The sequence below is a fragment of the Solwaraspora sp. WMMD792 genome, assembly GCF_029626105.1.
Taxonomy (GTDB): domain Bacteria; phylum Actinomycetota; class Actinomycetes; order Mycobacteriales; family Micromonosporaceae; genus Micromonospora_E.
The window spans coordinates 1846692-1869814 of sequence record NZ_JARUBH010000009.1 but is presented as its reverse complement, the minus strand read 5'-3'; the positions used below and the strand labels follow the sequence as shown (position 1 = coordinate 1869814).

Below are 23123 nucleotides of genomic sequence, written 5' to 3'. Positions count from 1 at the left end.
ACCAGGAACTACGCAGGTCAATTGGCCGGAGCACGATCCCGCGAGCGGACAAACCGGGCAGTTTAGGCCACCTCCCACCGCGCACGTGGGCCATCGACGGTACGCCGTCCGACGCGCCCCGTATCGCATTGATCAACTTCGTTGACATACCGGCAGGCCAATACTATCGACAACGGCCACGGCCGCCGTGTGGCATACCTCACAGTGCTAACTGCCGGGTGCGGAACGTGTCAAGGGATTGAGGCCAACGGGAGTTAAGCGGCTTGTCGTTGTGGCTCGGGTTTGTTGATCCAGACCTGTTCGGGCAGGTCGAGGATCTTGGGTAGGAGCCGGGTCGTGCCGAACCGTTCCGGATGCGCGGCCCGCGCGGTGGCGAGGGTGTTCTCGCGGCCAGCGCGAACGCGGTGATGGCGGCCCTGGTGGACCTCGGCCGGGGTATGCAAGCCGATCCCGGGCGGCCCGGCTCTGTCTCATACCGATCTCTCTCTCAACCCGACCGAAGGCGTCTGGCCAATCCTCAGAACGCGGCCTGGCCAACCTCGCCGCGACCGGCGTGGACCACCTCGCAGACGGAGGGCGGCTGGCGTATGACTTCATCGCGACGGTCACGCTGACCGGGATACGGGTATACGTGCTGATGGGGATCGAGCAACCCAGCTCTCGGATCCGGAGTGCTACCACTACGCGGCCACCCCGCGAGTGGCGCAGGACAGCCGGAACCTTCGTGATGGACCTCGATGATGCTGGTTGCCGCGCCAAGCACCCCATCGCAACCGGAACGGACTCGCATCCGTTTTGCCCGGAATTAGTCCGTCGTTAAGAGGTCCAATGACGATCACGACGCCGCCGATGCGGTCCGCCCACCAGGCGATTTTCAGCGAAGGCAACCAAGACCGGCTCGCTAAACCACCCGAGTTAAGGGTTCCAGCACCGCCCCACACGCCAGCCCATCGATGCAGAGAAACGAGCCGAGGGCTTCCACAAGTCGCTGACCTGCGGAAACCCTCTCGCTGTCGGGACGGCCGGATTCGAACCGACGACCCCTTGACCCCCAGCGGACTAACCGCTGTCTACGCCGTCCGTACGGTCCGCAGAGTCCGGTCTAGCGTCCGATTCGACCGGTTCGCCGTCCGTCCAGTCCGGTCCGTCCGGGCGGTCTGTGATACGGCTGTGAGACGGCTACTCGACGCCAGCGGCCCGGCATATCTGTCGGACGCGCTCCCGGTTGTAGCCGGTGATGCGCACGATCTCAGCCTGACGCACGCCTGCCCTGGCGGCTTCCACGATCGCCTCGGCGAGCGGACCCCGGGCCGCCGCAACCCGGTCACCGGCGGCAGCCCTGGCTTGCCGCGCCTGGTCGAGCGCTGCTTTCGCGGCGGCTTCCTGGTCGAGCGCTTCCCGGTGCGCCTTGGCGGCGGCTTCCAAACGGTCGGTCATGGGTGGCATGGTCTCACATCCCGTACGGCCAAACCAGTCTGGCCGTTCGGCCGAATACCTCTTGTGATCTTGCCAAGTGGTGCGTAGCGTTTGGCGTAGCAAGGCCGTTCCAAATGGACGGGCCCCGGCGGTGCTGACACACCAACCGAGGCCCTTGATCGCCCCAGGAGGCGACCCGTGCAGAACGTACCAACCCTCCCCGCCATCCCCGGATGCGGCCGGCCGGCCGTGCGCCGCATCGAGGCGTACACCGCCGCCGACGGCATCGCCCACGGATCGCTCGACGCCTCGGTGTACGTGTGCGCCGACCACGTCGAGCCCACCCGTGACGCCCTGGCCGCCGCCGGCTTCACCCCGTACCTGGTTCCGCAGCCCGGCCCGATGGGCGACGTGAAGCGCTGCGGTGACGGCATGGACGCCACCGGCCCGACGATCCAGTTCCTGACCGCCCCCGACCGGCCGGGCGTCGAGCTGGCCGCGCCGGCCACCGTCGACCTGACCGTCGACCCGGAGCCGTGCGAGGTGCCGTGGTGCACCGTGGCGCACCTGCTCAACAACCAGCGCGGTGACCGCAGCCACCTCGGCAGCGGCAACGAGCACCGGGTCACCGCCGCCCACGGCGACCACCTCGGCGAGCACACCGAGGTCTGGACGTACGCGCAGGTCGACGACGACCCGGCCGGCGGCTTGGAGCCGGCCACGGTGTACCTCGCCGCCGGTGGCGTCGACCAGCGTGGCGTGACCTCCACCGACGCGACCGCCGCTCTCACGCCCGACCAGGCGGAAGCGCTCGGCCGCGCCCTGATCGCCCTCGCCGCGACCGCGCGGCGTACCGCTCCGGCGCTCGCCGGCCTCTGACCCAACCAACAGCCGGGGGTCCGGCCGCCCGGTCCAACGCACGACCGGACCCCCACCCTCCCGAACAGGAGTAACCCCAGTGTTCCAGCACATCGCCGAAGTGGCCGGCCTGGTCACCGCCGGCACCTTCCTGGCCGGCGGCATGGCCGTGGTCGTCGACGCCCCGGCCGGCCTGGTCGGGGCGGTCATCGGCTTCGGTGCCGTCGCCGCCGTCGTGGCCGTCGCCGCCACCCTGCTCGACCTGTGGAAGGCGGACGCCCGATGACCACGAACACGCACTTCTGGTCGCTCGGCCAGCTGGACGCCGCCACGGTGTGGCCGCTGCTGGCCGCTCTGCTCGCCGGCCTGGTCGGCGTCACCATCGGCGCGGTGGCGTGGCGGATGATCCGCCGGCCGTCGCTGCCCGCTACCACCCTGGCGTCACGGGGCGCCGCCGTCGTCGTCGCCCTGGTCGCCGGCTACGCCTCATGGCGGCACATCGCCGACGTGGCCCGGTCCGCCGGTGAGCACGGCAGCGTGGCCGTGCTGCTGCCGCTGGCCGTTGACGGCCTGATCCTGGTCGGGACGATGGCGATGCTCGACGACAAGCGACACCGGCGGTCGCCGCGCTGGTCCGCGCGGGTCGCCCTGGTGTTCGGCGTGCTGGCCACGATCGCCGCGAACATCGCCAGCGCCGAGCCGACCACCACGGCCCGGCTGGTCGCCGCCGTGCCGGCCGTCAGCTTCCTGCTCGCCATTGAGGTGCTGGTGCGCTCCGGCAAGCCGATCACCGACCCGGCACCAGTGGTCGACGAGCAGCCCGTCAGCGACGACCGGGCCGACGTGCCGGACCCGCGGGAGCACGCCACCCCGGTAGCCGATGTGCCGGCAGATCCGGCACCGCAGCGCCGGCAGAAGGCGGTACGCCGGGCACGGCCGAAGTCGCTGACGGCCGCTCAGAAGGTCGAGCGCGCCGCCCGTGCTCTGCCGGCGGGAACGCCCGAGCAGATCGCCGCCCGTGCCCGCGTGTCCGAGCGCACCGCGCGCCGGTATCTGCCGGCAGCATCTGGGCCGGCACCTGCGGAAACGCGGGTCAACGGCGCTGCCCTGGTCGACGCCTGACGGTGCCTACGGCGGCCCGACCAGTGCGGGCCGCCGGTGGGACCGGCAGAGCGCCGTCCAGCACCACCCGCCACCGACCGAAGGAGCCATCCGATGACCACTCCCACGCCAGCGCCCAAGCCGATCCGGTACTTCGTCTCGTTCAGCAACGGCGAGCAGACCGGCAGCACCGAGGTACACCTTCACCACCCGATCCGCAGCATGAAGGACATCTACGTGGTGCAGCGGATCCTGGCCGACGCGGGAGCGCACGGCGCGGTCGTCCTCGGCTGGCAGCGCTTCGAGGACGAGCAGTGATGACCGTCGTCGACTACCTGATGTTCCTGGCGTGGCGGGCTGTCGCGCTGCCGATGCCGGCGTTCGCCAACGCGGCTCGCTACCACGGCCGGCGGGGCGCTGTCCGCTACTGGCGGGAGCGCATCGCGTGGCCCAACGCCATGTACCACCTGCGGCGCGCGGAAACCCGCCGCCGCTGACCAGCGCGGGCCGGCACCGTGCCGGGTGCCGGCCCGCCATCCCCAACAGAGGAGACACCAGCATGACCGAACAGCAGCAGCGTCGGACCCTGTTCGCGGCGCCCGACGCGCTCACCGACTCCCACGCCCTCATCGAGTGGTGCGAGATCACCCGGGGCGTCCTGCACGCCGGGGCGTTGGAGTTGGGCATCTGCGCCAGCGAACTCGAGGCCCGGTTGCGGCGCGCGTCGCTCAACCCGATGGGTGGCATGTCGGCCAGGGCCAGGGCCCGGAAGGTGGCACAGCCCGTGCAGAAGGCCGGTGAGGCGCTGGTGATCGCCAGCCAGTACGTGATCACCGCGTCGAACAGCTTCCTTGCCGCGTACGCGCCGGAGCTGGACGCCGCCGGCTTCTCGGCCAAGCCCCGACCCGAGTTCCGTTTCAAGGCATGACCAGGAGGTGCCTGTCATGAAGACCCGACTTCCGCGCAACGCGCGCATCGACGCCACCTACGCCGGGACGCACACGGTGAAGGTGCCGCTGTGGCCGTACCTGGTCACCCCGGTCAGCGCGGTCGGCCTGTGGGCCGGGTCCGCTGGCGGGCACCTGCTCTGGTCGGACCAGCCCGGTTGGCCGGCCGCCGGCATCACCGTTGCCGGTGCCGCGCTGACCGGGCTGGTCTGGCGGGCCGCCGCCGCCCGCGGCATCGTCCGCCGCTGGACGACCACGCTGGTCACCGGCGGGGCGTCGTTCTGGGCGCTCGGCTCGATGCTGGCCGGCCCGTGGGAACGGCCCTGGCTGGACATGTGGCTGCTCGGCGGGGTCACCGCCTCGGTGGCGATGGCGTCGCTGCGGCTGCTGGCCGCCGCCCGGGGCGAGGACGTCGAGCCGGCCGGCGGTGGCCTGTTCGACGCGGTCAAGAGCCTGAAGGACGCCCGGATCTCCCGGCCTCGCGTCGACGGGGCGCGGGCCAGCGTCGATGTCGAGCTGGCCGACGGCGGGACCATGAAGGAACTGGCCAACGAGCGGGACACCATCGCCAGCGTGCTCGACGTCGGCCCGAACGCGGTCCGCGTGGTGCCCAACCCGGACAGTGTGAAGCGGGGGCGGATCACCGCCGTGCCGGTCGACCAGCTGCGCACCATCAAGCCGTGGCCGGGTCTCACCGCCCCCGGCGGGAGCATGGCCGACCCGATCGACCTGGGCATCACCGAGGACGGTGACCCGCTGCTGCTGCACCTGCCCGGCGACCACGACGCCGAACGGGTGTCCACTCACGTGCTGGTCGTCGGCACGTCCGGCGCCGGGAAGACCGAGTTCCTGCTCATGCTGGCCGCGGAGACGCTGTCACGGCGGGACGCCGAGTTGCACATGGCCGACCCGCGTAAGGGCGCTCAGCTGCCGGAGTGGGTGCGCACCGGAGCGGCCCGGCTGGCCAGCACCCCGACGGAGGTCACTGACCTGATGGCCGACATGGTGGGTGACATCGCCCGGCGGGCCGGGCAGATCGGCGGCCACGGGCACAAGCAGTGGACGGCCGGCTGTGACCGGTGCCCGCCGTACCGGGTCACGATCATCGACGAGGCGGCCGGGGCGATGGACTCCGTCATCGTCGACCTGACCGAGTCGGCCCGCTCGGCGGGGATCAGCCTCGTGTTGGGCCTGCAGCGGGCCACCTTCGACCGGTTCCCGACCAGCGCCCGGGCCAACATCGGCGCGGTGTTCTGCTTCGGCGTGAAGCGCCCCGAGGACGCCGAAGCAGCGTTGTCCGAGGCCACCATCGACGCCGGGGCCGCGCCCTGGTCGTGGGGCAACACCCGGCCCGGCTACCTGTACGCCGAGATTCCCGACGTCGAGCCGGAGCGCTGGTCGATGCCGTGCCGGGCCTACTTCGCCGGTGAGGACGCCCGTACCGCCGCCGTCGCCCCGTTCCTGCCCGGCGGCACCCCCGCCCCTGCCCGTGAGGAGAAGCCCGTGCACGACGACGACCAGGCCGACGAGCAGCCGGCAGAGCGCAACCAGGCGTACGACGCCGACGCCCCGCCGGACGACGTCGACCCGTCGCAGCCGATCACCGTCCCGGCCGGCCTGCCCCGGATCGCGTTCGGGGCGCTGCGGGAACCGCCGATGGGCACGCAGGAAGCCCGAGACTTCCTGCGGCAGTACCTCGCCGACGCCGCCGACGCCGGAATGGAGCGCATCCGGCCGGCGGACCTGACCGACGTCATCAGCGCCACCGGCAAGGGGTCGAGCTGGCTGCGGAAGGAACTCGACCGGCTCAGCGAACCGGGTCCGGACCAGCTGTTGGTGAAGACCGACCGGGGTGTGTGGCGCATCCGAGTCCCCGAACCGGCGTAACCGAGCGTAGCCGTAGGGCTGGTGTGCGCACGGTGCGCACGGTGCGCACACCAGCCCGGGAGTCCCTTACAGGGGGGCGTGTGCACGGGATGTGCACGGCGGAAGTGCGCACGGTGCGCACGCCCCTGACGACGACAGAGAGTGATGCGTGAACAGGGATCATGTTGTGGGGTTTGCCGTCGGCCTGTTGGTCGGCGGCCTTGCTGTGTGGGAGGGCGCCCGCCGGTGGGAGCGGGCGTCGTGGGCGATCTGGTGGGCCAGCGCCTGGATGGGTGAGGCTGCCCGGCTGACCGGCCGCGCCGCCGGCTGGCTGCTGCTCGTCGGCCTGGTCGTCGGTGGCGGTGCCGCGCTGCTGTGGTGGGCGCTGTAAGCCACCCCGAGCAGAGCGACCCCCGACCGTGCTGGTCGGGGGTCGCTGTCGTCTGCGGGTCAGATCCTCCCCTGTCGTTGCAGGGTGTCCAGCACGGAGACGATCTCTGTTCGTAGCTGCAGCGGGGTGGCGATGTAGCCGGCCTGGACGGTGACGGCGATCGTGCGCGCTGAGCCGCCTCGGCCGAACGCGCCCGACGGCACGGCAGCAGCAGCACCCGGGGCCGTCAGCGACCGGCGCCAACGCTCCACCCGGTCCACGCCGCCCAAGGCCGCGACGTCGCTCGTGTTCAGCACCACCTCTTTGGGCGTGAGCAAGCCCAGCACCGAGTCCCTGCCGGGGATGCCGCCCGTCACCGGACCGCCGGAAGAGAACTCCCGCACCCCGCCCCGGGCCGTCGTCGACTCGTACACGAGCCGGGCGTAGGTGGTCTTGCTGTTCGGGATCCGGGCAAGCTCACGCCGGTAGTTCGCCAGATTCCGCAACGCCGGTGCCGTGTCGGCGTCCACCTTCGTACTCACCCGGTTCGGGATCAACCCCAGCTGCCGGGCCAGCCGATCGGCCTCACCGGCAGACATGCCCATCGACCGGGCGGTGGCGATGAACCGCTCCCGGGCATCGGCCATCACCTGGTTGACCTGACCCTGCGTGCCCTCGGTGGCGATCAGGGCATCCCGGGCCACCAGCGCCTGCCGGGCGATCGCGTCCAACGCCTGCTGGTTCGCCCGGCCCTTCTCGGTGCCGACGTCGAGGGTCTTGCCGTGCTCGCGGGTCGACGCCGCCGCGTCATCGAACGCCTGTTCCAACCCGCGTAGGGCGTCGCGGGCGTCGAGATTCTCACCGGTCACCCGGGCCAGCCGGGCGTAGAACGTCTCGACCTCCTGACCGGCCGCCCCGGCTTCGTCGTCGATGCGTTGGAAGCCGTCGGCCAGCGTCAGCAGCGCCGACGCCCCTTCCTCGCCGCCTTCCTCCATCGCGGCCTTCAGCTCGCGCATCCGGTCGGCGTTCTTCTTCAGCTGCTCGCCGCTCAGCGGCACCCAGCCGCCCAGGGTCTCGCCCAGCTCAGCGGCCGCTAGCCCGGTGTCGACGAACGTGCGGTACAGGTCGGACGTCCAGTCGATCGCCGTCGCGGTGCCACGGATCAGATCCTCGGTGGCCATGATCAGGCCCCGGACGGATGAGGCACCCACGTCGGCGTTGTCGGCAGCCGTGTCGAACAGGTCGCCCACCGCCTGACCCAACCTCGGCAGGCCCTGGCTGATCTCCCGGATCACCGGACCGGCCCGCTCGATCGCCCGAGTCAGGCCCGGGACCGCGTTGCGGGCAAGACCGCCGATCCCCTCCGTCAGCGGCCTGACGTAGCCCGCCGCCGACCCGAAAGCCCTATCCAGGTCCCGGTCGATCAGCGACAGGTCCTCGCGGATGATGCCGATCGCGTCCAGCGTCGCCGGCACGAACGCCGTAGCGCTGCGCTCCAGCTGGCTCATGACCGTCTCGCCGAGCGCCTTGCCCGCCGCCTGCACCCGCCGGTCCCGGGAAGCGATCGCCAGCCCGCCGAGCACACCGACGCCGGCAGCGCCGCCCACGACCGCACCGGCCACCGACGCCCCGACACCGGCCGCCAGCGGCGCCGCTATCGCCGCCTGCAGCGGACCAGCCGCACTACCGAGCACACTGCTGCCCGGCAGGATGCCCTTCAACCGCTGGATGCCCTGGGTGATCGCCCCGCCGAACCCCTGCGCGACCTCGTCAGGCTCCGGCACGATCGCGCCGATCAGGGACTTGCGCTGCCGACCGAGCGCCTTGAGCCTGGCTTCCTGCTTGGTGACGTCCTTGATTAGGTCGAGGTCGCCGGTCCGGGCGATCTCCGCGCGCAGGTCAGTCAGCGTCTTGGTGGTGTCGGCAATCTTGTTGTCGAGAGCCGCGAGCCCTCGGTTCATGCCGTCGATGTCGTCCTCGGCGGCCTCGGCCGCCTTGCCGACGCCCTTCAGGGTGCGGGACGCCCCGTCGTCCTTGCCCTTGACCCTCAGCAGCAGCTCACGCACGCCCATCGCGCACCTCCGGCAGCTGGTGACCGCAGTTCGGACACACCCCGGCCGCCGCCGCCTGGTCGACGTCGACCACCACCGCCATGCCGGACCGGACCATGTCGGCTGCCTCCGCGTCCGGCAGATCCACCACCGCGCCCCGGGCAGGCCACGGGACGCCGTTACGCAGCCCTTGCACGTCGACCAACAGCCGCACGTTCATCGCGGCCTCCGCAGCAGCAGACCCAGCGCCTCACGGCCGTCCAGCCGGCCCGGCGGGGTCCGGCGGGCAGCGAGCAGGGTCAGCGCCTGGTCGACGCTGCGGCGGCCCACCTCGGCCAGCCGGGCACGCGCCTGCTCCGGCGTCGTCGACGGGACGACCGCCGGGCCGGACGGCCCCGTGACCGACCGGAAACCCTGCCGGTACGCCACCTCATCGCCGACGTGCTTGCGGACCCACAGCTCCCGCTGCCGGTCGTCGTCCGGCGGGTCGCCCCACCGCTTCGGGAACGGGCTTCCGTACTCCATCACGCCGCCGCCTCTCTCGCCTCACTGATCATCCTCGCCTGCAGGTCGCCCCGGCGGTACCGGTGCTGCCGCTCGGCAAGCTCCATCGCCGGATCCGGGTCCGGCATGTCCGGCGCCAGGATCAGCCAGCCCGCCGACGACGCCGGATCGACGTCGACCTCCCGCAGCTCGTTGTCCGCGATGCCGCCGGACATCGGCACCACCCGCGTACGGCCGTCCAGCTCCTGAACCGCCCACCCGGCGACCGCCGTCACCGACCGGCGCTCACCGGCCGGCAGCCACACCACCCGCCAGCCCGGCGGGGCAGGCGTGAACGCCACCGTCCGCCACGCCGACGCCGGCCAGTCGCTGAGCCGATGCACCGACCGTTCGAACACGTGTGCCATGGGTACCTCCCGCGTGTGTGAATCGGACATACCATTTCTTTTGGGGACAAGCGCCACCCCATTACCCGCAGGGGGTGCGCGTCTGTGCGTGAGAGATGGGGGGAGACGTAACGCTCCCCCCCCGTCCCCCTCTGTTGCACTGGCGTCACACGTGACACCCGCTCTGACCTGCGGAAACACCTCGCGTAACGCCCGGATTGGTTCGTGGAGATCTCGCGGAGGGAGATATCGTCATCCCCCTGGGTGCCGTGGCCCCACCCCCACAGAAGAAACCGGCCGTCACGACCGTCACGGGATGTCCGGCGTCACGCCGAGCTTTTCCATCCCTGCGGGTAATGGGGTGCGGCGAGCCTTCCCAATAAATCGGCATCCTTCGACGCCTCACGCCTGTTCTCCCTGGTCACGCCGCACCAGCAGCGCCCGCAGCGCCACCGGGTCGTCGTCGGTGTGCAGCATCCCCAGCTCGAGCGCCAGCGAGCACAGCCCGAGGGCCAGCCGCCACCGCCCGGCGGTGTCGACCACCTCGGCGAGCGCCTGGTGGTCGCCGTCGAGGGTGGCGAGCAGCATCCGTACCGCCGACTGCTCGTCCACCCCGTCGTCGTCGCCTCCGGCCCTGCGCAGCGACGCGTGGGCGGGACAGCCGTCCTGGTGCTGGACGACCACCCCGCCGGGTCCGGCCGTCACGGTGCTGTGGCAGTCGGGGCAGGCCATCCGCTGCAGCAGCGGTTCGGCGTCGATCATCGCCGGCCTGCCTTGCGCTGCCGGCCTGCCTGCCAGCGGCGTGCGGCCCGGCCGTCGCGTCCGGGTCGGCCCGCCGTGGTGGCCGCGATCTGGTCGGCGGTCATCTCGCCTTCGGCGCGCCGTCCGGCTGTCTTGCTGGCGAGCACGGCGGCCAGCCGCTGGCACCATTCGTCGTCGGTCGTCGTGGTGGTCATCGCTTGTTCCTCTCGGGGCAGGTGGGCGGGCAGTTGGGCGAGTGCAGTCCGGCCCGGCACCGGTCGCGCCTCGGTGCCCGTCGACGTCCGGCCGGCAGCAACAGGATGTGCTGCGGGCACAGCAGCCCGTCCCCGCAGCCGCACGGCTTGCTGTCGGTCGCCATGGCTTTCTCCTTCCTCGCGTGGCGTCGCTGCAGCCCGACGGCCCGCCGGGCGGCCAGCGCAGCCCTGACGGCCCGCTGCCGGGTCCGGCGGGCCACGCTGGCGGCCACCTGTTCGGCGGTGCGCCGGTTCACCTCGTCGCCCAGGGCGTCAGGGCTGGTCACCAGGCGCTGGCCCGGTGGTAGATGCTGGTGACGCCCATCTGTGAGGCGTCCACCACGGCGTTCGTCTCGGGGTCGACGACCATCGGCTTCACGGCGCCGGTCGACATGAGCGCCCACCCGACCAGCGGCCCGGTGTCCTGGCCACGTGCCCAACACCAGCCGTCGGCCGGAATGATCGACACCCGCCGCCCGATCAGGTCCGGCGTCACCTCGTGGAACTTGCCCTGCGAGGTGACCCGGTCGGCGAGTTCCAGCCGCCGGCGCTCGGGGTCGAAGACCATCGGGTTGCCGTCGCGGTCGAAGGCCAGCACCGGGAGCAGCGTGGGCCAGACCTTCCCGTCGACCTTGCGGCCGTACCGGGCGACCAGTCCCGGCTGAGCCGGGGTCATTCCTGCGTTGATCATCTGTTCCTCACTCCCACTCGGTCGGCGGTTCGCCGATCTGGTCGGGCCAGTCGTCTGGCAGATCGTCAGTAGGGGCGACAGGGGCGACAGGGGCGACAGCTTCCGCGTTTGCCCTGGTCACGGCGGGTGTAGAGGTGTCGCCAGGGGTGTCGCCCGGTGGGGCGACAGGGGGCGACAGGTCAGCGGGTGTCGCCTCGTGTCGCCCGGTGTCGCCCCGGGGGGCGACAGGGGGTGCGGGTGGTTCGTAGGTGCCCTGACCTGCGGTTCCTTCCGCCGTGTCGCCCGTGTCGCCCCTGTCGCCCCGGTTGAGCCACGCACCGGCGTCCGGGTGGACCTCGTAGCCACCACCGGCGGCCTTGCGCACCCACCCGAGGGTGGCGAGGTACGTCAGGACCCGGTCCAGTACTTCGGACTTGCGCATGGCCTTCGGGCCGGTGCGGCACAGGTCCCGGATGGTGACGTGCGTCTTGCCGCGTTCGGTGAGGCTGGCCAGCAGGGTGCGCGCTTCCTCGGTCCGCTGGTCATCCGGAGAGAAGGCCACCATGGCGTGCGTCCGGTAGTACTCGCCGAGCCGGACCGCCGCCCGCATGGTGTCGGCGCTGATTGGTTCGTCCAGCACGGTGACGCCCTGGCCGGCGTGGAGGCATCCGGCGATCCGGGCGACGGCGCCGACCAGCTTGCCGCCCCATTCGCGGGTGAGCCGGTTCTCGCCGAGCACACCGGTCGGCCGGAGCAGCTTCTCGACGTGTTCGGCGTACCCGAGCAGCACCTCGGTCGCCTGGTCGTCGAGCTTGAGCGTGGTCGGCTGCTTCTGACCGCCGGCCCACGTCGCCAGATCAACAACGAGCGTGCGGTACGCCGCCGTGACCGCGTCCGGCACCGGCTGGACGTCGCGGACCTTCCGGTACCCGGTGGTGTCGGCCGGCAGCGACCACAGCACCCGGGCCAGCAGCCCCCGCCCGGCGAAGTCGGGCCGGGCGACCATTTCCCGCAGGGCGTAGGGCTGGATCGACGCCACGATGGTGAGCGCCGGGTGGTCGACCTGTTCGGGCGCCCGGGACCGCCGGTCAACGGTGATGGTGTCTCCGGCGTGCGCCATCAGCACCGGGTCGAGGTTGGGCGTCTTGGAGTACCGGCCGGTGAGGCTGGCGAACACACCGGCCTCGGCGGATATCGCGGCGATCCGGCCGCGCTGCTCGGCGAGCAGCGTCACCAGGGCTTCCGGGGTCGCGTCTCCGGCCGTGAGCCGGGGCCAGACCACGATGGCCGCGCGTGCTTCCTCGGCCTCACGTACGGCTTCCTGCGCGTCGATGAGGTCGCCGGGGTCGCCGGTCTTCGCGGCGTTGCCCTTGGCTGCCTCGGCCCGCCGGTGCAGCACCTCCCATGCCGTCTGTGTGTCGTGGACCAGGTCGCCGAGCCCATCGCGGAGTTGCCGCTCGGCGTCCACCAGCGGCTCACGGCAGGCCGCGACCACCGCCGACTTCCGAGAGGCCGGCGGTAGTACCGGAACGGTGAACAGGTTCGTCGGCTCGACCCAGGTCGGGCACTGGACGTCGACCCGGCCGCCGATGCACGCGGCGAGCACGCCGAGCGCCACCGTGCCGGGCAGGTCCGGCGGTGTCTGCGTGGCCTCGGCCAGCGCAGCCACGTACCGGCCGACGACGGGCGGTAGCGCCGTGGCGGGGAACGCTGGGGTGTCGACGCGCCAGCCGAGCGGTAGCGGGTCGTCCCACGGTTCGGGGCCGTCCAACTCGGCAGCGGGGTCGACGAACCCGCGCTCTAACACGAGGTCCACCTCGGTCATGGTCATGCCGCCGCCCCCGCCGGCCGGGTGATCCGGCCTGTCTCGTAGTCGACCGGTCCGCCCGGGTACTGGCCGCGCCACGTCGTTTCCTGGGCTGCGGCGTACGCCGCCATGGCGTCGACCTCGGCCCGGATCCGCTGCTCGCGGGTGGGCCGGGGTACCGGCCGCTCGGTCCAGCTGGCACGCAGCTCGGCCACCTCGGCGGCGTGCCGGTCGGCCCGGCCGGACTGGTAGGCCAGGGCGAGCAGGTGCGCCACCTGCTCGCGGGTGAACGTCTCCCGCTCGCCGAGCGCTTCGGCGGCCCGCAGCACAGTCCCGGCGTTCATCGCCGCACCACCGCCCGTCCGCCGAGCAGCCAGTCAGCGATCGACGCCGCCCACAGCTCGTCGTTGCAGGCCAGCCAGGGCCAGCGCGCCCGGCCGACGGTGCGCACCCACGCCAGCGATGCCGCGTACGCGGTTGACCAGTCGGTGCCCGGTGCTACCGTGAGCAGCGTCGACCGGCCGCCTGCCTGTGTCGCCCTGGCCGCCCCGTTCGCCGCGGGGCGGCTTTCTTTGTGCGTCATGGTTGTTCCTGCCGTTGATAGACGGTCAAGTACGCGCCGTTTCCGGCGCTGTGAGCTGCGGCGATAGGTCGGCGTCTCACGCCGTCTCACGCAGTGCGGGCGGGTCGAGCGCAGCGAGGATCGAGGCCGTCAGCACGACGGTCCGCCGGCCGACCTTCAGCGACCGGGCCGGGAACGTGCTGGCCTTGATCGACTCGTAGGCGTGCGCGCGGGAGATCCCGAACGCCGCCGCCGCCAGCTCGACGCTGACGGTTGCCGGCCAGCGCCGGATCTCGTCGAGGGTCGGCCCGGTCGGCTTCACGCCGCACCGACCGAAGTGCGCTGCGTCAGCCACTCGTCGACGTCCGCCCAGCGGTAGCGGCGGTGCCGACCAATCCGGGCGTAGCGCGGCCCGGTGCCCCGCACTGCCCAAGTCTCGACGGTGCGCCGCGAGACGTTCAGGTACGCGGCCAGCTCAGCGGAGCTGGCCATCGCGCGCCGTTCTTGCTCCATCGGTTTCGCCTCCGGGAACAGATGTTGCCGTTTCCGATCTAGACGTTGCGAGTCTTCGCGGGTGCTTGCGTGTTGTCAAGTAAGCGCCTAGCGTTTCCGGAGTGGAAACGCCGAAGAGTCTCGTAGCCCGGAACATCGCCGACATCCGCGAGGAGCGGAGATACACAGTCAGGTCTCTATCCGGCGCGCTGGACGACCTCGGGCACAAGATCGCGCCATCCGGTGTGAGCAAGATCGAGAACCAGAGCCGGAGCGTCGACGTTGACGATCTGGTGGCGCTGGCCTTGGCGCTGAAGGTGAACCCGAACCGGCTACTGCTGCCGGGCGACGACGATCAGGAGGCCATCGCCCTCACACCCAAGGTGCAGCCGAAGGCGTTCCAGGCGTGGGCTTGGGCGCAAGGTGAGCAGGTGTTGCTGGCTGCAGCGACGGCGCTCGGCGAAGGGGAGAGGCCGTTCCGAGACGTGCAGGGCGAATACGCCCGGCTGGTACGACCACCTCATCGGCGCAGGAACGCCGACCACACAGCGATGCAAGCCGTCGAAGCCGTTGCGCAGCGGATCGCAGTGGTGCTCGAGAACCGCGACGAGGTCGCCAAAGACGGCCGTTACAGCGAGCAGGAGAAGGCCGAGGTCGACAACTGGTCGGCGGCCCCACTTCGTCGCGCCCTGGCCCGGCTGGTCGCAGAGATCGATGATCTGCTCGGCGACGACGAGCGCGGGGGTACCGATGCCTGACCCGATCAAGCGGATTGAGCTGAAAGACGGGACCGTGCGGTACCGGTTCGTTGTCGACGTCGGCCGCGACCCGGAGACCGGCAAGCGCAAGCAGGTCACGCACACCTTCGACGGGAAGAAGGAAGCCAAGACCGAGTACGCCCGAATCCGGCACGAGACCGACCGGGGAACGTACGTCCGCCCGTCGAAGATGACCGTCGACCAGTTCCTAGACGAGTGGCTGACCAGCGCGACCCGCGACGTCGAGGAAGCGACCGCGGCGAACTACCGGCACGCCCTGCTGCCGGTGCGCGCCCAGCTCGGCGGCCGGCTGCTGCAGTCGCTGGCCGAAGGCGACATTGAGCGCCTGGTGGACTGGATGCTGACCGAGGGCCGCCGTCGGGGCGGCAAGCCCGGCAGCGGCCTGTCGGCCCGGTCGGCGCGGCTCACGCTCGGCCGGCTGCGTACCGCGTTGAACGTGGCGGTACGCCGGCAGCTGGTGGTGCGCAACGTCGCCCAGTTCGTGACCATCCCCCGGGCGGCGGCCAAGGCAGCCCTGGCGGCCAAGGCGGACCGCACGCCGTGGACCGAGGCAGAGGTAAAGACGTTCCTGGCCGGGATCGCCGATGAGCGGCTGTACGCGGTGTGCCTGTTGTCGCTGATGGGGTTGCGGCCTGCCGAGGTGTGCGGGCTGCGCTGGTCTGATGTCGACTTCGACGCGGGCACGCTCGCGGCCGGGGACAACACGCGGACCCTGGTCGACGGGCGGGTGGTCGAGAAGACCGCCAAGAGTGCGGCTGGTCGGCGTGGTCTGCCGATGCCCGCGGCGGTGACCACCGCGTTGAAGGCCTTCAAGACCCGGCAGGCGTCGGAGAAGCTGCGCGCCGGTGAGGCGTACCAGCGCACCGGCTACGTCCTGGTCGACGAGATCGGCGAACCGCAGCGGCCGGACTGGCTACGCCGCCGGGTGTACGAGCTGATGGCCCGGGCGGGGGTGCGGAAGGTCCGCCTGTACGACGCCCGGCACGCCTGCCTGACGTACCTCGCCACCCAGGGCGTGACTGACGTGGTGCTCGCGGCGTGGGCCGGTCACGCGGACGGCGGCACCCTGGCGAAGCGGGTCTACGTCCACCCGGACCTGACGCATCTGCAGCAGGCTGCGAAGGTGCTCGACGCTGGCCTGTTCGCGGGCAACAGTACGGCCGTACGTGAGGGAGTGTGAGACGTGGGCATGAAAAAGCCTCAACCCGCCGGAGCGGATCAAGGCTCTGACCTGCTGTTTCCTTGTCGGGACGGCCGGATTCGAACCGACGACCCCTTGACCCCCAGTCAAGTGCGCTACCAAGCTGCGCCACGTCCCGCTCTCGCCGGCAGAGCGCCGGCGGCAGCCGGTACAGCGTAGCGCACCGGTCGGCCAAGACGCCGTGGCCCCCACCCGAGGGCCACGACAGCCATACCGGCAACGGGCCTCAGCCGTGGGCCTTGCCCCGCCCGCCGGGACCCACCTGCTTGCGCGGGCGCACCGTGACCTCAATCGGGGTGCCCTCGAAGCCGAACTCCTCTCGGAGCTTGCGCTCGACGAACCGCTGGTAGCCGGCGTCGAGCGGGCCGGTGGTGAACAGCACGAACCGGGGCGGCGCCACGCCGGCCTGGGTGGCGAAGAGGATGCGCGGTGCGCGGCCGCCGCGTACCGGGTGCGGGGTGGCCTGCACCAGGGCGGTGATCCACTGATTGAGCTGGCCGGTCGGGATCCGGGTCTCCCAGCTGGCCAGCGCGGTCCGCAGCGCCGGGGCGAGCCGCTCCACCGACCGGCCGGTCCGGGCCGAGATGTTCACCCGGATCGCCCACGGGATGCGTCGGAGATCCCGCTCGATCTCCTTCTCCAGGTAGTACCGCCGGTCGGCGTCGACCAGGTCCCACTTGTTGAACGCGATCACCAGCGCCCGGCCGGCCTCGACGACCATCGACAGCACCCGCTGGTCCTGCTCACTCAGCACTTCGCTGGCGTCGAGCAGGACGACCGCCACCTCGGCCGCTTCGATCGCTCCGGCGGTGCGCAGGCTGGCGTAGTACTCGGTGCCGCTGGCCCGGTTGGCGCGTTTGCGCAGCCCGGCGGTGTCGACGAACTGCCACGGTTCACCGCCGATCTCGACGATGCTGTCCACCGGGTCGACGGTGGTGCCCGCGACGGAGTCGACGACCGCCCGCTCCTCCCGGGCGAGCCGGTTGAGCAGGCTGGACTTACCCACGTTCGGCCGGCCGACCAGAGCGACCCGGCGGGGGCCACGCGGCCCGCCCGGCTCGGTGATCGGCGGCGGATCGGGTAACGCGTCGAGGACCGCGTCGAGCAGGTCGCCGGACCCGCGACCGTGCAGCGCGGAGACCGGGTACGGCTCCCCCAGGCCGAGCGACCACAGAGCGGCCGACTCCAACTCGACGGACATGTTGTCGGCCTTGTTGGCGACCAGCAGGACCGGCTTGGCGCTGCGTCGCAGCATCTTGACCGCAGCCTCGTCGACATCGGTCGAGCCGACCGTCGCATCGACGACGAACAGGACGACGTCGGCAGTAGCCACCGCAGCTTCGGCCTGGGCGGCGATGGCGGCGGCCCGGTCGCGGGCGTCCGGCTCCCAGCCGCCGGTGTCGACGACAACGAACTGCCGGCCGGACCAGTTGGCGTCGTACGGCACCCGGTCCCGGGTCACGCCCGGGGTGTCCTCCACCACCGCCTGCCGGCGGCCGATGATCCGGTTGACCAGTGTGGACTTGCCGACGTTGGGACGCCCGACGACGGCGACCACCGGGACCGGGGCAGCCGGCCCGGTCCGCTCGTCCGGGACCGCCTCGGCGCTCACCGGGTCGTCCGGGCTACGAGCAGCTCACGGAGCCGGTCGACGACCTCGTCGATGCCCATCCCGGTGGTGTCCAGCTCGACCGCGTCGGCGGACTGCTGCAACGGGTCGGCGGCCCGGGTCGAGTCGAGCCGGTCGCGGCGGGCCAGCGCCGCCGCCGTCGCCGCCACGTCGGCGGCGGTCTCGGCGCTGCGCCGCATCGCCCTGGCCTCGGCCGAAGCGGTGAGGTAGACCTTGAGGTCGGCGTCGGGTGCGACGACGGAGCCGATGTCACGGCCCTCGACGACGATCGGGGCCGGCTGGTCGATCAACGCGCGCTGCTCGGCGACCAGCCGTTCGCGTACCGCCGGCACGGCTGCCACTGCGGACACTGCGGAGGTGACCTCCTGGCTGCGGATCTCGACGTCCACCGCGACGCCATCCGCACTGATGTGCGGTGCCGCCGGATCGGTGCCGACGGTCAAGGTGACGTCCGACGCGACCTTGACGACCCCGGGCGTGTCGTGCGGATCGACGCCAGACCGGAGCACCGCCCAGGTGATCGCCCGGTACATCGCCCCGGTGTCCAGATAGCGGGCGCCCGTCGCGGTGGCCAGTCGCCGGGAAACGGTGGATTTGCCGGATCCGGACGGACCATCCACCGCCACCACGAAGTGCCCGGTCCGTACCTGCTCAGCCACCGTCGGTTTCCTCTCTTCCGTACCACCGGCCCCGGCAGTCCCGGGAGCATCCACGAGGGCACCTGCCGAGTGCCCGCTTTCCGGGTCCATCATGCCTGGTTAGTCACTGACGGCCGCGAAGAGGGCGGCGACCTCCGCGTTGTTCAGCCGCCGGGTCCGCCCCGGCCGCAGGTCACCAAGCCGGATCGGCCCGATGGCGGTCCGCACCAGTCGCGAGACCGGGTGCCCCACCTCGTCGAACAGCCTACGCACGATGTGGTTGCGCCCCTCGTGCAGCACCACCTCGACCTGCGCGGTGCGACCCAGCGTGTCCAGCAGGGAGTATTTGTCCACTTTGGCCGGCCCGTCCTCGAGATCGACACCGGCGAGCAGCCGGCGGCCGACCGCCCGGGGCACCGGGCCGGCGATCTCGCACAGGTACGTCTTCGGCACCCCGTACGACGGATGCATCAGGCGATGCGCCAGCGTGCCGTCGTTGGTCAGCAGCAACAGTCCCTCACTGTCCGCGTCCAGCCGGCCGACGTGGTAGACCCGCTGGTCGACCCGGTCGAGCAGGTCCGACAGCGCGGTACGCCCCTTTTCGTCTGCCATGGTAGAAACGACGCCGCGGGGCTTGTTCATCGCCAGATAGGCGAGCCGGTGGTCGGCGACGACCCGTTCGCCGTCGACGTGGATGACCGCCGTACGCGGGTCGACCTTGTCACCGAGTTGAGCGATGCGTCCGTCGACCGTCACCCGGCGTCGGAAGATCAGATCCTCGCAGGCCCGCCGCGAGCCGACCCCGGCGGTGGCGAGCACCTTCTGCAGACGCTGGACACCGCTGTCATCATCGCTGGGCATCGGCAATCTCTTCCACGTCGTCGGGCAGGAACGGCGCGAGCGAGGGTAGCTCCTCGACGCTGTCCAACCCCAGTTTCTCCAGGAACAGCGTCGAGGTGCGGTAGAGGTAGGCGCCGGACTCCGGCTCGCTGCCGCACTCCTCGATCAGGCCACGGGACAACAGGGTACGGATCACCCCGTCGCAGTTGACACCCCGGATCGCGGAGACCCGACCACGCGTCACCGGCTGCTTGTAGGCGACCACGGCGAGCGTCTCCAGCGCGGCCTGGGTCAGCCGTGCCGACTGCCCGTCGAGCACGAACCGCTCCACGTACGGTGCGTACTCCGGACGGGTGTAGAGCCGCCAGCCGCCGGCTACCCGGCGCAGGTCGAAGCCGTGACCGGCCGCCGTGTAGCCGGCGGAAAGGTCGGCGAGGACCGCGGCGATCCGGTCGGTGGGCTGCTCCAGTACCTGGGCCAGGACCACCTCAGCGACGGGTTCGTCGATCACGAGCATGATTGCTTCGAGCGCGGCGCGCAGCTCGCCGTCGTCGAGCAACGCCAGCGCCTCCGGCCGGCCCGGCGACGGCTCAACCACCGGGGTCGGCTCAGTAGCTGGTGCCGGCTCAGCGACCGACACCGGTTCGGGCTCGGGAGCCAGGACCGGTTCGGGCTCGGGAGCCAGGACCGGTTCGGGCTCGGGAGCCGACACCGGTTCGGGCTCGGGGGCCAGCTCCGCCGCCGGGACCAGTTCAGGCTCGGGGGCCGGCGGCAGCTCCGGTTCGGGCGCGGAGGCACGCTCCGCTGGTACGGGGGCCCGCGCCCACGGTGGCACCCAGGCGGCCGCCTGCTCGGCGAGCGAGTCGGGCTGCTCGTCGGCGCTCACGAGGTCTCCTCTTGGACGGTGTCCGGCTGGGCGGGCGGTGCCGCGGCGGCGTCCCGTTCCTCCGGGTGGCCGGCGTACTCGTCGATGGTGAGCTCCCCGCCGCCGTCGGCGCCCCCGGTCCAGCGTACGGTCAGATCCCCCAGGGCCTGCTCCTGGCTGAAGCCGACCAGACCCTCCCGGTAGAGTTCCAGCAGCGCGAGGAAGCGTGCGACGACCTCCAGGGTGGACTCGCAGTCCAGGCACAGCGTCTGGAACGTCGCGGTGCCCATCCGGCGCAGCCGGTCACGCAACAGAGTGGCGTGCTCCCGCACGCTCACCCGGATCTGGTGCACGTGGTCGATGGAGACGACCGGTGCGACGCGAGGCGTCATCGCCCTGATCGCGAGCTTCGCGAGCCGCTCCGGACCGATACCGAGCACCAGCTCAGGCAGCGCCTGCGCGTACCGCTCCTCCATGGTGACCGAGCGGGGATAGCGGCGGGCCCCAGCGGTCTCCAGCTCGGCGATGTGCGCCGCAGCCTCCTTGAACGCCTTGTACTGCAACAGCCGGGCGAACAGCAGGTCCCGGGCCTCCAGCAGAGCCAGATCCTCTTCGTCCTCGACCTGGGCTGCCGGCAGCAGCCGGGCGGCCTTGAGGTCGAGCAGGGTCGCCGCGACGACCAGGAACTCACTGGCCTCGTCCAGGTCCCAGTCGTCGCCCATCGCCCGGATGTAGGCGATGAACTCGTCGGTGACCTGGTGCAACGCCACCTCGGTCACGTCCAGCTTGTGTTTACCGATGAGCTGCAGCAAGAGGTCGAACGGGCCGGTGAAGTTGTCCAGCCGGACGGTGAATCCGGTGCTCTCGCCGGGCAGGGCCACCCCGGCGGCGTCGCCGGAGCCGGGTGCCGTCTCGGCCACCTGCCCAGCTGTCGCGTCGACCGTCGGAGCGCTCACCCGTCGACCGTAGTCCACCTGCTCGACGAGCTGCACCGCAGGTTAGCGCTCCGCCTGGTGCGCGATGACCTCACGGGCCAGCTGCCGGTAGTTGCGGGCCCCGGACGAGGCCGGGTCGAGGCTGGTGATCGGCGCGCCGGCCACCGTCGACTCGGGGAACTTCACCGTCTTGGTGATGACCGTCTGGTAGACCTTGTCGCCGAACGCCTCGACCACCCGCTGCAGCACCTGCCGGCAGTGGGTGGTGCGGCTGTCGTACATCGTGGCGAGGATGCCTTCCAGCTCCAGGTCGAAGTTGAGCCGTTCGCGGACCTTGTCGATGGTGTCCAGCAGCAGCGCAACCCCGCGAAGGCTGAAGAACTCGCACTCCAGGGGGATCAGCACACCGTGCGCCACGGTGAGCGCGTTGATCGCCAGCAGACCGAGCGAGGGCTGGCAGTCGATCAGAACGAAGTCGTACTCCTTGCGGATCGACTTGAGCACCCGGGCCAGGGCCATCTCCCGGGCGACCTCGTTGACCAGCTGGATCTCCGCGGCCGACAGGTCGATGTTGGCCGGCAGCAGGTGCAGACCGGCGACGTCGGTCTTGATCAGTACGTCCTCGGCGGTGACGTCGTCCTGCATCAGCAGGTTGTAGACCGACAGATCGAGGTTGTGTGGGTTGACCCCGAGCCCGACCGACAACGCACCCTGCGGGTCGAAGTCGACCAGGAGCACCCGGCGTCCGTACTCGGCCAACGCGGCACCGAGGTTGATCGTTGTGGTGGTCTTGCCGACGCCGCCCTTCTGGTTGGCCATCGCGATGATCCGCGCCGGGCCGTGCCGGTCGGTCGGCATCGGCTCGGGGATCGGCTTGCGCATGGTGTAGGCGGTCGGATCGGCGGGACCGAGCTCCGCGCTCAGATCGAGCCCCGCCTGTTGTTCGCGGAGCGTCGAGGTCCACGCCTCGGCACGGTCACTGTTGCCCGCCATGTCCTGTGCGCCCCCTCCCGACGACTGCTCGGCGCCGGAGCCGACCGGCGTCTGCAGCGGCGTCGCCGCTGCGGGGCCTTCGCCTGCCGCCGTACGAAAGCCGCGCCGTTGCCCGACTGTACGCCACCCGGCCGGGGTGCGGCGGACACCGGTCCGGCGTGTCGACCCGGCTTGACCCGGGTACGCCCGACGTCCTCACCCGCACCCGCCTAAGGATCAACCGTAGGCACGCGGAGCGGGTCAATGACGGGCCCGCGGATGGGAGGTGGCGTAGACCTCGCGGAGCCGGTCGACGGTCACCAGAGTGTAGACCTGAGTGGTGGTCACCGACGCGTGCCCGAGCAGTTCCTGGACCACCCGTACGTCCGCGCCGCCGTCGAGCAGATGGGTGGCGTACGAGTGCCGCAGGGTGTGCGGGGAAACCGGATGCGCCCCGCTCACCGGCAGCCCGGCGCGTTCGGCGGCGCGCCGCAGCACCGTCCACGCGCTCTGCCGGGACAGCTGCCCGCCCCGCGCGTTGAGGAAGACGGCCGGGCTGCCCCGGCCCGCCGCCGCGAGAGCCGGCCGCACCCGGGTCAGGTACGCCCGCAGCGCGTCGGCCGCGTACCCGCCGACCGGGACCACCCGCTGCCGGCCGCCCTTGCCGCGGAGCAGGACCGCCCCGGTGGCCAGGTCAAGGTCGTCGACGGCGGCACCGACCGCCTCGGAGATCCGCGCCCCGGTGCCGTAGAGGAACTCCAGCAGCGCCCGGTCGCGTACGGCCAACGGCGGCACCGGACCGTCCACTGCCCCGGCGGCGGCCAGCAGTCGTTCGATCTGGTCGAGGTCCAGCGCCCGGGGCAGCCGGCGCGGCGGGACGGCGGGACGGACGTCTCTGCCGGCGTCGGAGTCGGCGTGTCCCTCCCGGACGGCGAACCGGTGCAGCCCGCGGATGGCGCTGGCGGCCCGGGCGGTGGACGCGGCCGACAGCGGCGGCTGCCCATCTGCGCCGGACCGCATCGCGGCGAGGTGCCCGGTGATCTGCGCCGACCCCACCTTGGCCAGCTCGTCGATCCCCAGGTTCGCCAGCGTGCCGAGGTATCGGTCCAGGTCGCGCCGGTACGACCGGAGGGTGTGCTGGGACAGCCCGCGTTCGACGGTCAGGTGGTCCAGGTAGCTGCGGACAGCGTGCCGCAGCGCGGGGGCCGGCGGCACCGTGGGCGGCGGCACGGCGCCGG

At 71.6% G+C, this 23123-nt stretch carries 31 protein-coding genes, 1 tRNA gene and 1 pseudogene; 10 read left to right on the top strand and 23 right to left on the bottom strand.

All coding sequences use genetic code 11. The features are described from left to right. Positions 1–254 precede the first annotated feature (254 nt). Both O7629_RS10165 and O7629_RS10160 read right to left on the bottom strand, forming a co-directional pair. A pseudogene (locus O7629_RS10165) lies at positions 255–452 on the bottom strand (IS3 family transposase); the annotation flags it as partial. A gap of 727 nt (positions 453–1179) precedes the next feature. After that, positions 1180–1437, bottom strand: coding sequence for a hypothetical protein (locus O7629_RS10160; RefSeq protein ID WP_278168841.1), 258 nt, complete (start codon positions 1435–1437; stop codon positions 1180–1182). 177 nt (positions 1438–1614) lie between these two features. Between O7629_RS10160 and O7629_RS10155 the strand changes: the two genes are divergently transcribed. The 8 genes from O7629_RS10155 (at position 1615) to O7629_RS10120 (ending at position 6579) form a co-directional block, all read left to right on the top strand. Further along, positions 1615–2295, top strand: a complete 681-nt coding sequence (locus O7629_RS10155) for a hypothetical protein (RefSeq protein WP_278168840.1) — start codon at positions 1615–1617, stop codon at positions 2293–2295. Between the two features lie 79 nt (positions 2296–2374). Continuing rightward, entirely contained in the window at positions 2375–2560 is a 186-nt protein-coding gene (locus tag O7629_RS10150; RefSeq protein WP_278168839.1) for a hypothetical protein, read from the top strand. After that, positions 2557–3396: a DUF2637 domain-containing protein gene (locus tag O7629_RS10145; RefSeq protein WP_278168838.1), complete on the top strand. Its 840-nt coding sequence runs from the start codon at positions 2557–2559 to the stop codon at positions 3394–3396. The genes O7629_RS10150 and O7629_RS10145 overlap by 4 nt, the downstream gene beginning before the upstream one ends. 93 nt (positions 3397–3489) lie before the next feature. Beyond that, entirely contained in the window at positions 3490–3693 is a 204-nt protein-coding gene (locus tag O7629_RS10140) for a hypothetical protein (RefSeq protein WP_278168837.1), read from the top strand. Beyond that, positions 3693–3872 (top strand): hypothetical protein, encoded by a 180-nt coding sequence (locus tag O7629_RS10135; protein WP_278168836.1) that lies wholly within the window; start codon positions 3693–3695, stop codon positions 3870–3872. Before O7629_RS10140 ends, O7629_RS10135 begins: the two co-directional genes overlap by 1 nt. A 62-nt stretch (positions 3873–3934) precedes the next feature. Next, complete coding sequence (locus O7629_RS10130) at positions 3935–4303, top strand: hypothetical protein (protein WP_278168835.1); 369 nt, start codon at positions 3935–3937, stop codon at positions 4301–4303. 16 nt (positions 4304–4319) lie between these two features. Next, positions 4320–6209 (top strand): conjugal transfer protein TraB, encoded by a 1890-nt coding sequence (locus O7629_RS10125; protein WP_278168834.1) that lies wholly within the window; start codon positions 4320–4322, stop codon positions 6207–6209. 166 nt (positions 6210–6375) lie between these two features. Further along, positions 6376–6579, top strand: coding sequence for a hypothetical protein (locus O7629_RS10120; RefSeq protein ID WP_278168833.1), 204 nt, complete (start codon positions 6376–6378; stop codon positions 6577–6579). Positions 6580–6638: 59 nt separating this feature from the next. Here O7629_RS10120 and O7629_RS10115 read toward each other — a convergent pair whose 3' ends face one another. The 13 genes from O7629_RS10115 to O7629_RS10055 all read right to left on the bottom strand — a co-directional run bounded on the left by O7629_RS10115 (position 6639) and on the right by O7629_RS10055 (position 14046). Then, positions 6639–8630 (bottom strand): hypothetical protein, encoded by a 1992-nt coding sequence (locus tag O7629_RS10115; RefSeq protein WP_278168832.1) that lies wholly within the window; start codon positions 8628–8630, stop codon positions 6639–6641. Next, positions 8617–8829, bottom strand: a complete 213-nt coding sequence (locus O7629_RS10110) for a hypothetical protein (protein ID WP_278168831.1) — start codon at positions 8827–8829, stop codon at positions 8617–8619. The genes O7629_RS10115 and O7629_RS10110 overlap by 14 nt, the downstream gene beginning before the upstream one ends. After that, the gene (locus O7629_RS10105) at positions 8826–9134 is read right to left on the bottom strand and encodes a hypothetical protein (RefSeq protein WP_278168830.1); all 309 of its coding nucleotides are present in this window, start codon (positions 9132–9134) and stop codon (positions 8826–8828) included. The genes O7629_RS10110 and O7629_RS10105 overlap by 4 nt, the downstream gene beginning before the upstream one ends. Continuing rightward, positions 9134–9520 carry a hypothetical protein gene (locus O7629_RS10100; protein ID WP_278168829.1) on the bottom strand — a complete coding sequence of 129 codons (387 nt, stop codon included), beginning with the start codon at positions 9518–9520 and terminating at the stop codon, positions 9134–9136. The genes O7629_RS10105 and O7629_RS10100 overlap by 1 nt, the downstream gene beginning before the upstream one ends. A gap of 381 nt (positions 9521–9901) precedes the next feature. Beyond that, positions 9902–10261, bottom strand: a complete 360-nt coding sequence (locus O7629_RS10095; protein WP_278168828.1) for a hypothetical protein — start codon at positions 10259–10261, stop codon at positions 9902–9904. Beyond that, complete coding sequence (locus tag O7629_RS10090) at positions 10258–10455, bottom strand: hypothetical protein (RefSeq protein ID WP_278168827.1); 198 nt, start codon at positions 10453–10455, stop codon at positions 10258–10260. Before O7629_RS10090 ends, O7629_RS10095 begins: the two co-directional genes overlap by 4 nt. After that, positions 10452–10781 carry a hypothetical protein gene (locus tag O7629_RS10085; protein WP_278168826.1) on the bottom strand — a complete coding sequence of 110 codons (330 nt, stop codon included), beginning with the start codon at positions 10779–10781 and terminating at the stop codon, positions 10452–10454. The genes O7629_RS10090 and O7629_RS10085 overlap by 4 nt, the downstream gene beginning before the upstream one ends. Next, on the bottom strand, positions 10778–11185 hold the full coding sequence (locus O7629_RS10080) for a hypothetical protein (protein WP_278168825.1): 408 nt from the start codon (positions 11183–11185) through the stop codon (positions 10778–10780). Before O7629_RS10080 ends, O7629_RS10085 begins: the two co-directional genes overlap by 4 nt. A 7-nt stretch (positions 11186–11192) precedes the next feature. After that, positions 11193–12980: a YfjI family protein gene (locus O7629_RS10075; RefSeq protein ID WP_278168824.1), complete on the bottom strand. Its 1788-nt coding sequence runs from the start codon at positions 12978–12980 to the stop codon at positions 11193–11195. 11 nt (positions 12981–12991) lie between these two features. Then, on the bottom strand, positions 12992–13315 hold the full coding sequence (locus O7629_RS10070; RefSeq protein ID WP_278168823.1) for a hypothetical protein: 324 nt from the start codon (positions 13313–13315) through the stop codon (positions 12992–12994). Continuing rightward, entirely contained in the window at positions 13312–13554 is a 243-nt protein-coding gene (locus O7629_RS10065; protein ID WP_278168822.1) for a hypothetical protein, read from the bottom strand. The genes O7629_RS10070 and O7629_RS10065 overlap by 4 nt, the downstream gene beginning before the upstream one ends. A 76-nt stretch (positions 13555–13630) precedes the next feature. Further along, positions 13631–13855 (bottom strand): AlpA family phage regulatory protein, encoded by a 225-nt coding sequence (locus tag O7629_RS10060; RefSeq protein WP_278168821.1) that lies wholly within the window; start codon positions 13853–13855, stop codon positions 13631–13633. Beyond that, complete coding sequence (locus O7629_RS10055; RefSeq protein ID WP_278168820.1) at positions 13852–14046, bottom strand: helix-turn-helix domain-containing protein; 195 nt, start codon at positions 14044–14046, stop codon at positions 13852–13854. The genes O7629_RS10060 and O7629_RS10055 overlap by 4 nt, the downstream gene beginning before the upstream one ends. Positions 14047–14147: 101 nt before the next feature. Between O7629_RS10055 and O7629_RS10050 the strand changes: the two genes are divergently transcribed. Together O7629_RS10050 and O7629_RS10045 are read left to right on the top strand one after the other, a co-directional pair. After that, positions 14148–14783 (top strand): helix-turn-helix transcriptional regulator, encoded by a 636-nt coding sequence (locus O7629_RS10050; protein ID WP_278168819.1) that lies wholly within the window; start codon positions 14148–14150, stop codon positions 14781–14783. After that, positions 14776–15984, top strand: coding sequence for a tyrosine-type recombinase/integrase (locus tag O7629_RS10045; RefSeq protein ID WP_278168818.1), 1209 nt, complete (start codon positions 14776–14778; stop codon positions 15982–15984). The genes O7629_RS10050 and O7629_RS10045 overlap by 8 nt, the downstream gene beginning before the upstream one ends. 65 nt (positions 15985–16049) lie before the next feature. Here O7629_RS10045 and O7629_RS10040 read toward each other — a convergent pair. The 8 genes from O7629_RS10040 to O7629_RS10005 all read right to left on the bottom strand — a co-directional run bounded on the left by O7629_RS10040 (position 16050) and on the right by O7629_RS10005 (position 23115). After that, positions 16050–16123, bottom strand: a tRNA-Pro gene (locus tag O7629_RS10040). A 108-nt stretch (positions 16124–16231) separates the two neighbouring features. Further along, the gene (gene der / locus O7629_RS10035; protein WP_123601320.1) at positions 16232–17617 is read right to left on the bottom strand and encodes a ribosome biogenesis GTPase Der; all 1386 of its coding nucleotides are present in this window, start codon (positions 17615–17617) and stop codon (positions 16232–16234) included. After that, positions 17614–18294, bottom strand: coding sequence for a (d)CMP kinase (cmk, locus tag O7629_RS10030; protein ID WP_278168817.1), 681 nt, complete (start codon positions 18292–18294; stop codon positions 17614–17616). Before cmk ends, der begins: the two co-directional genes overlap by 4 nt. Before the next feature lie 99 nt (positions 18295–18393). Further along, positions 18394–19134, bottom strand: a complete 741-nt coding sequence (locus O7629_RS10025) for a pseudouridine synthase (protein ID WP_278168816.1) — start codon at positions 19132–19134, stop codon at positions 18394–18396. After that, entirely contained in the window at positions 19121–19999 is an 879-nt protein-coding gene (gene scpB / locus O7629_RS10020) for an SMC-Scp complex subunit ScpB (RefSeq protein ID WP_278168815.1), read from the bottom strand. The genes O7629_RS10025 and scpB overlap by 14 nt, the downstream gene beginning before the upstream one ends. Continuing rightward, positions 19996–20898, bottom strand: a complete 903-nt coding sequence (locus tag O7629_RS10015) for a ScpA family protein (RefSeq protein ID WP_278174479.1) — start codon at positions 20896–20898, stop codon at positions 19996–19998. The genes scpB and O7629_RS10015 overlap by 4 nt, the downstream gene beginning before the upstream one ends. A gap of 78 nt (positions 20899–20976) precedes the next feature. Continuing rightward, positions 20977–21906, bottom strand: a complete 930-nt coding sequence (locus tag O7629_RS10010; protein ID WP_123601316.1) for a ParA family protein — start codon at positions 21904–21906, stop codon at positions 20977–20979. Positions 21907–22146: 240 nt separating this feature from the next. After that, entirely contained in the window at positions 22147–23115 is a 969-nt protein-coding gene (locus O7629_RS10005; RefSeq protein ID WP_278168814.1) for a site-specific tyrosine recombinase XerD, read from the bottom strand. Between the last annotated feature and the right edge of the window lie 8 nt (positions 23116–23123).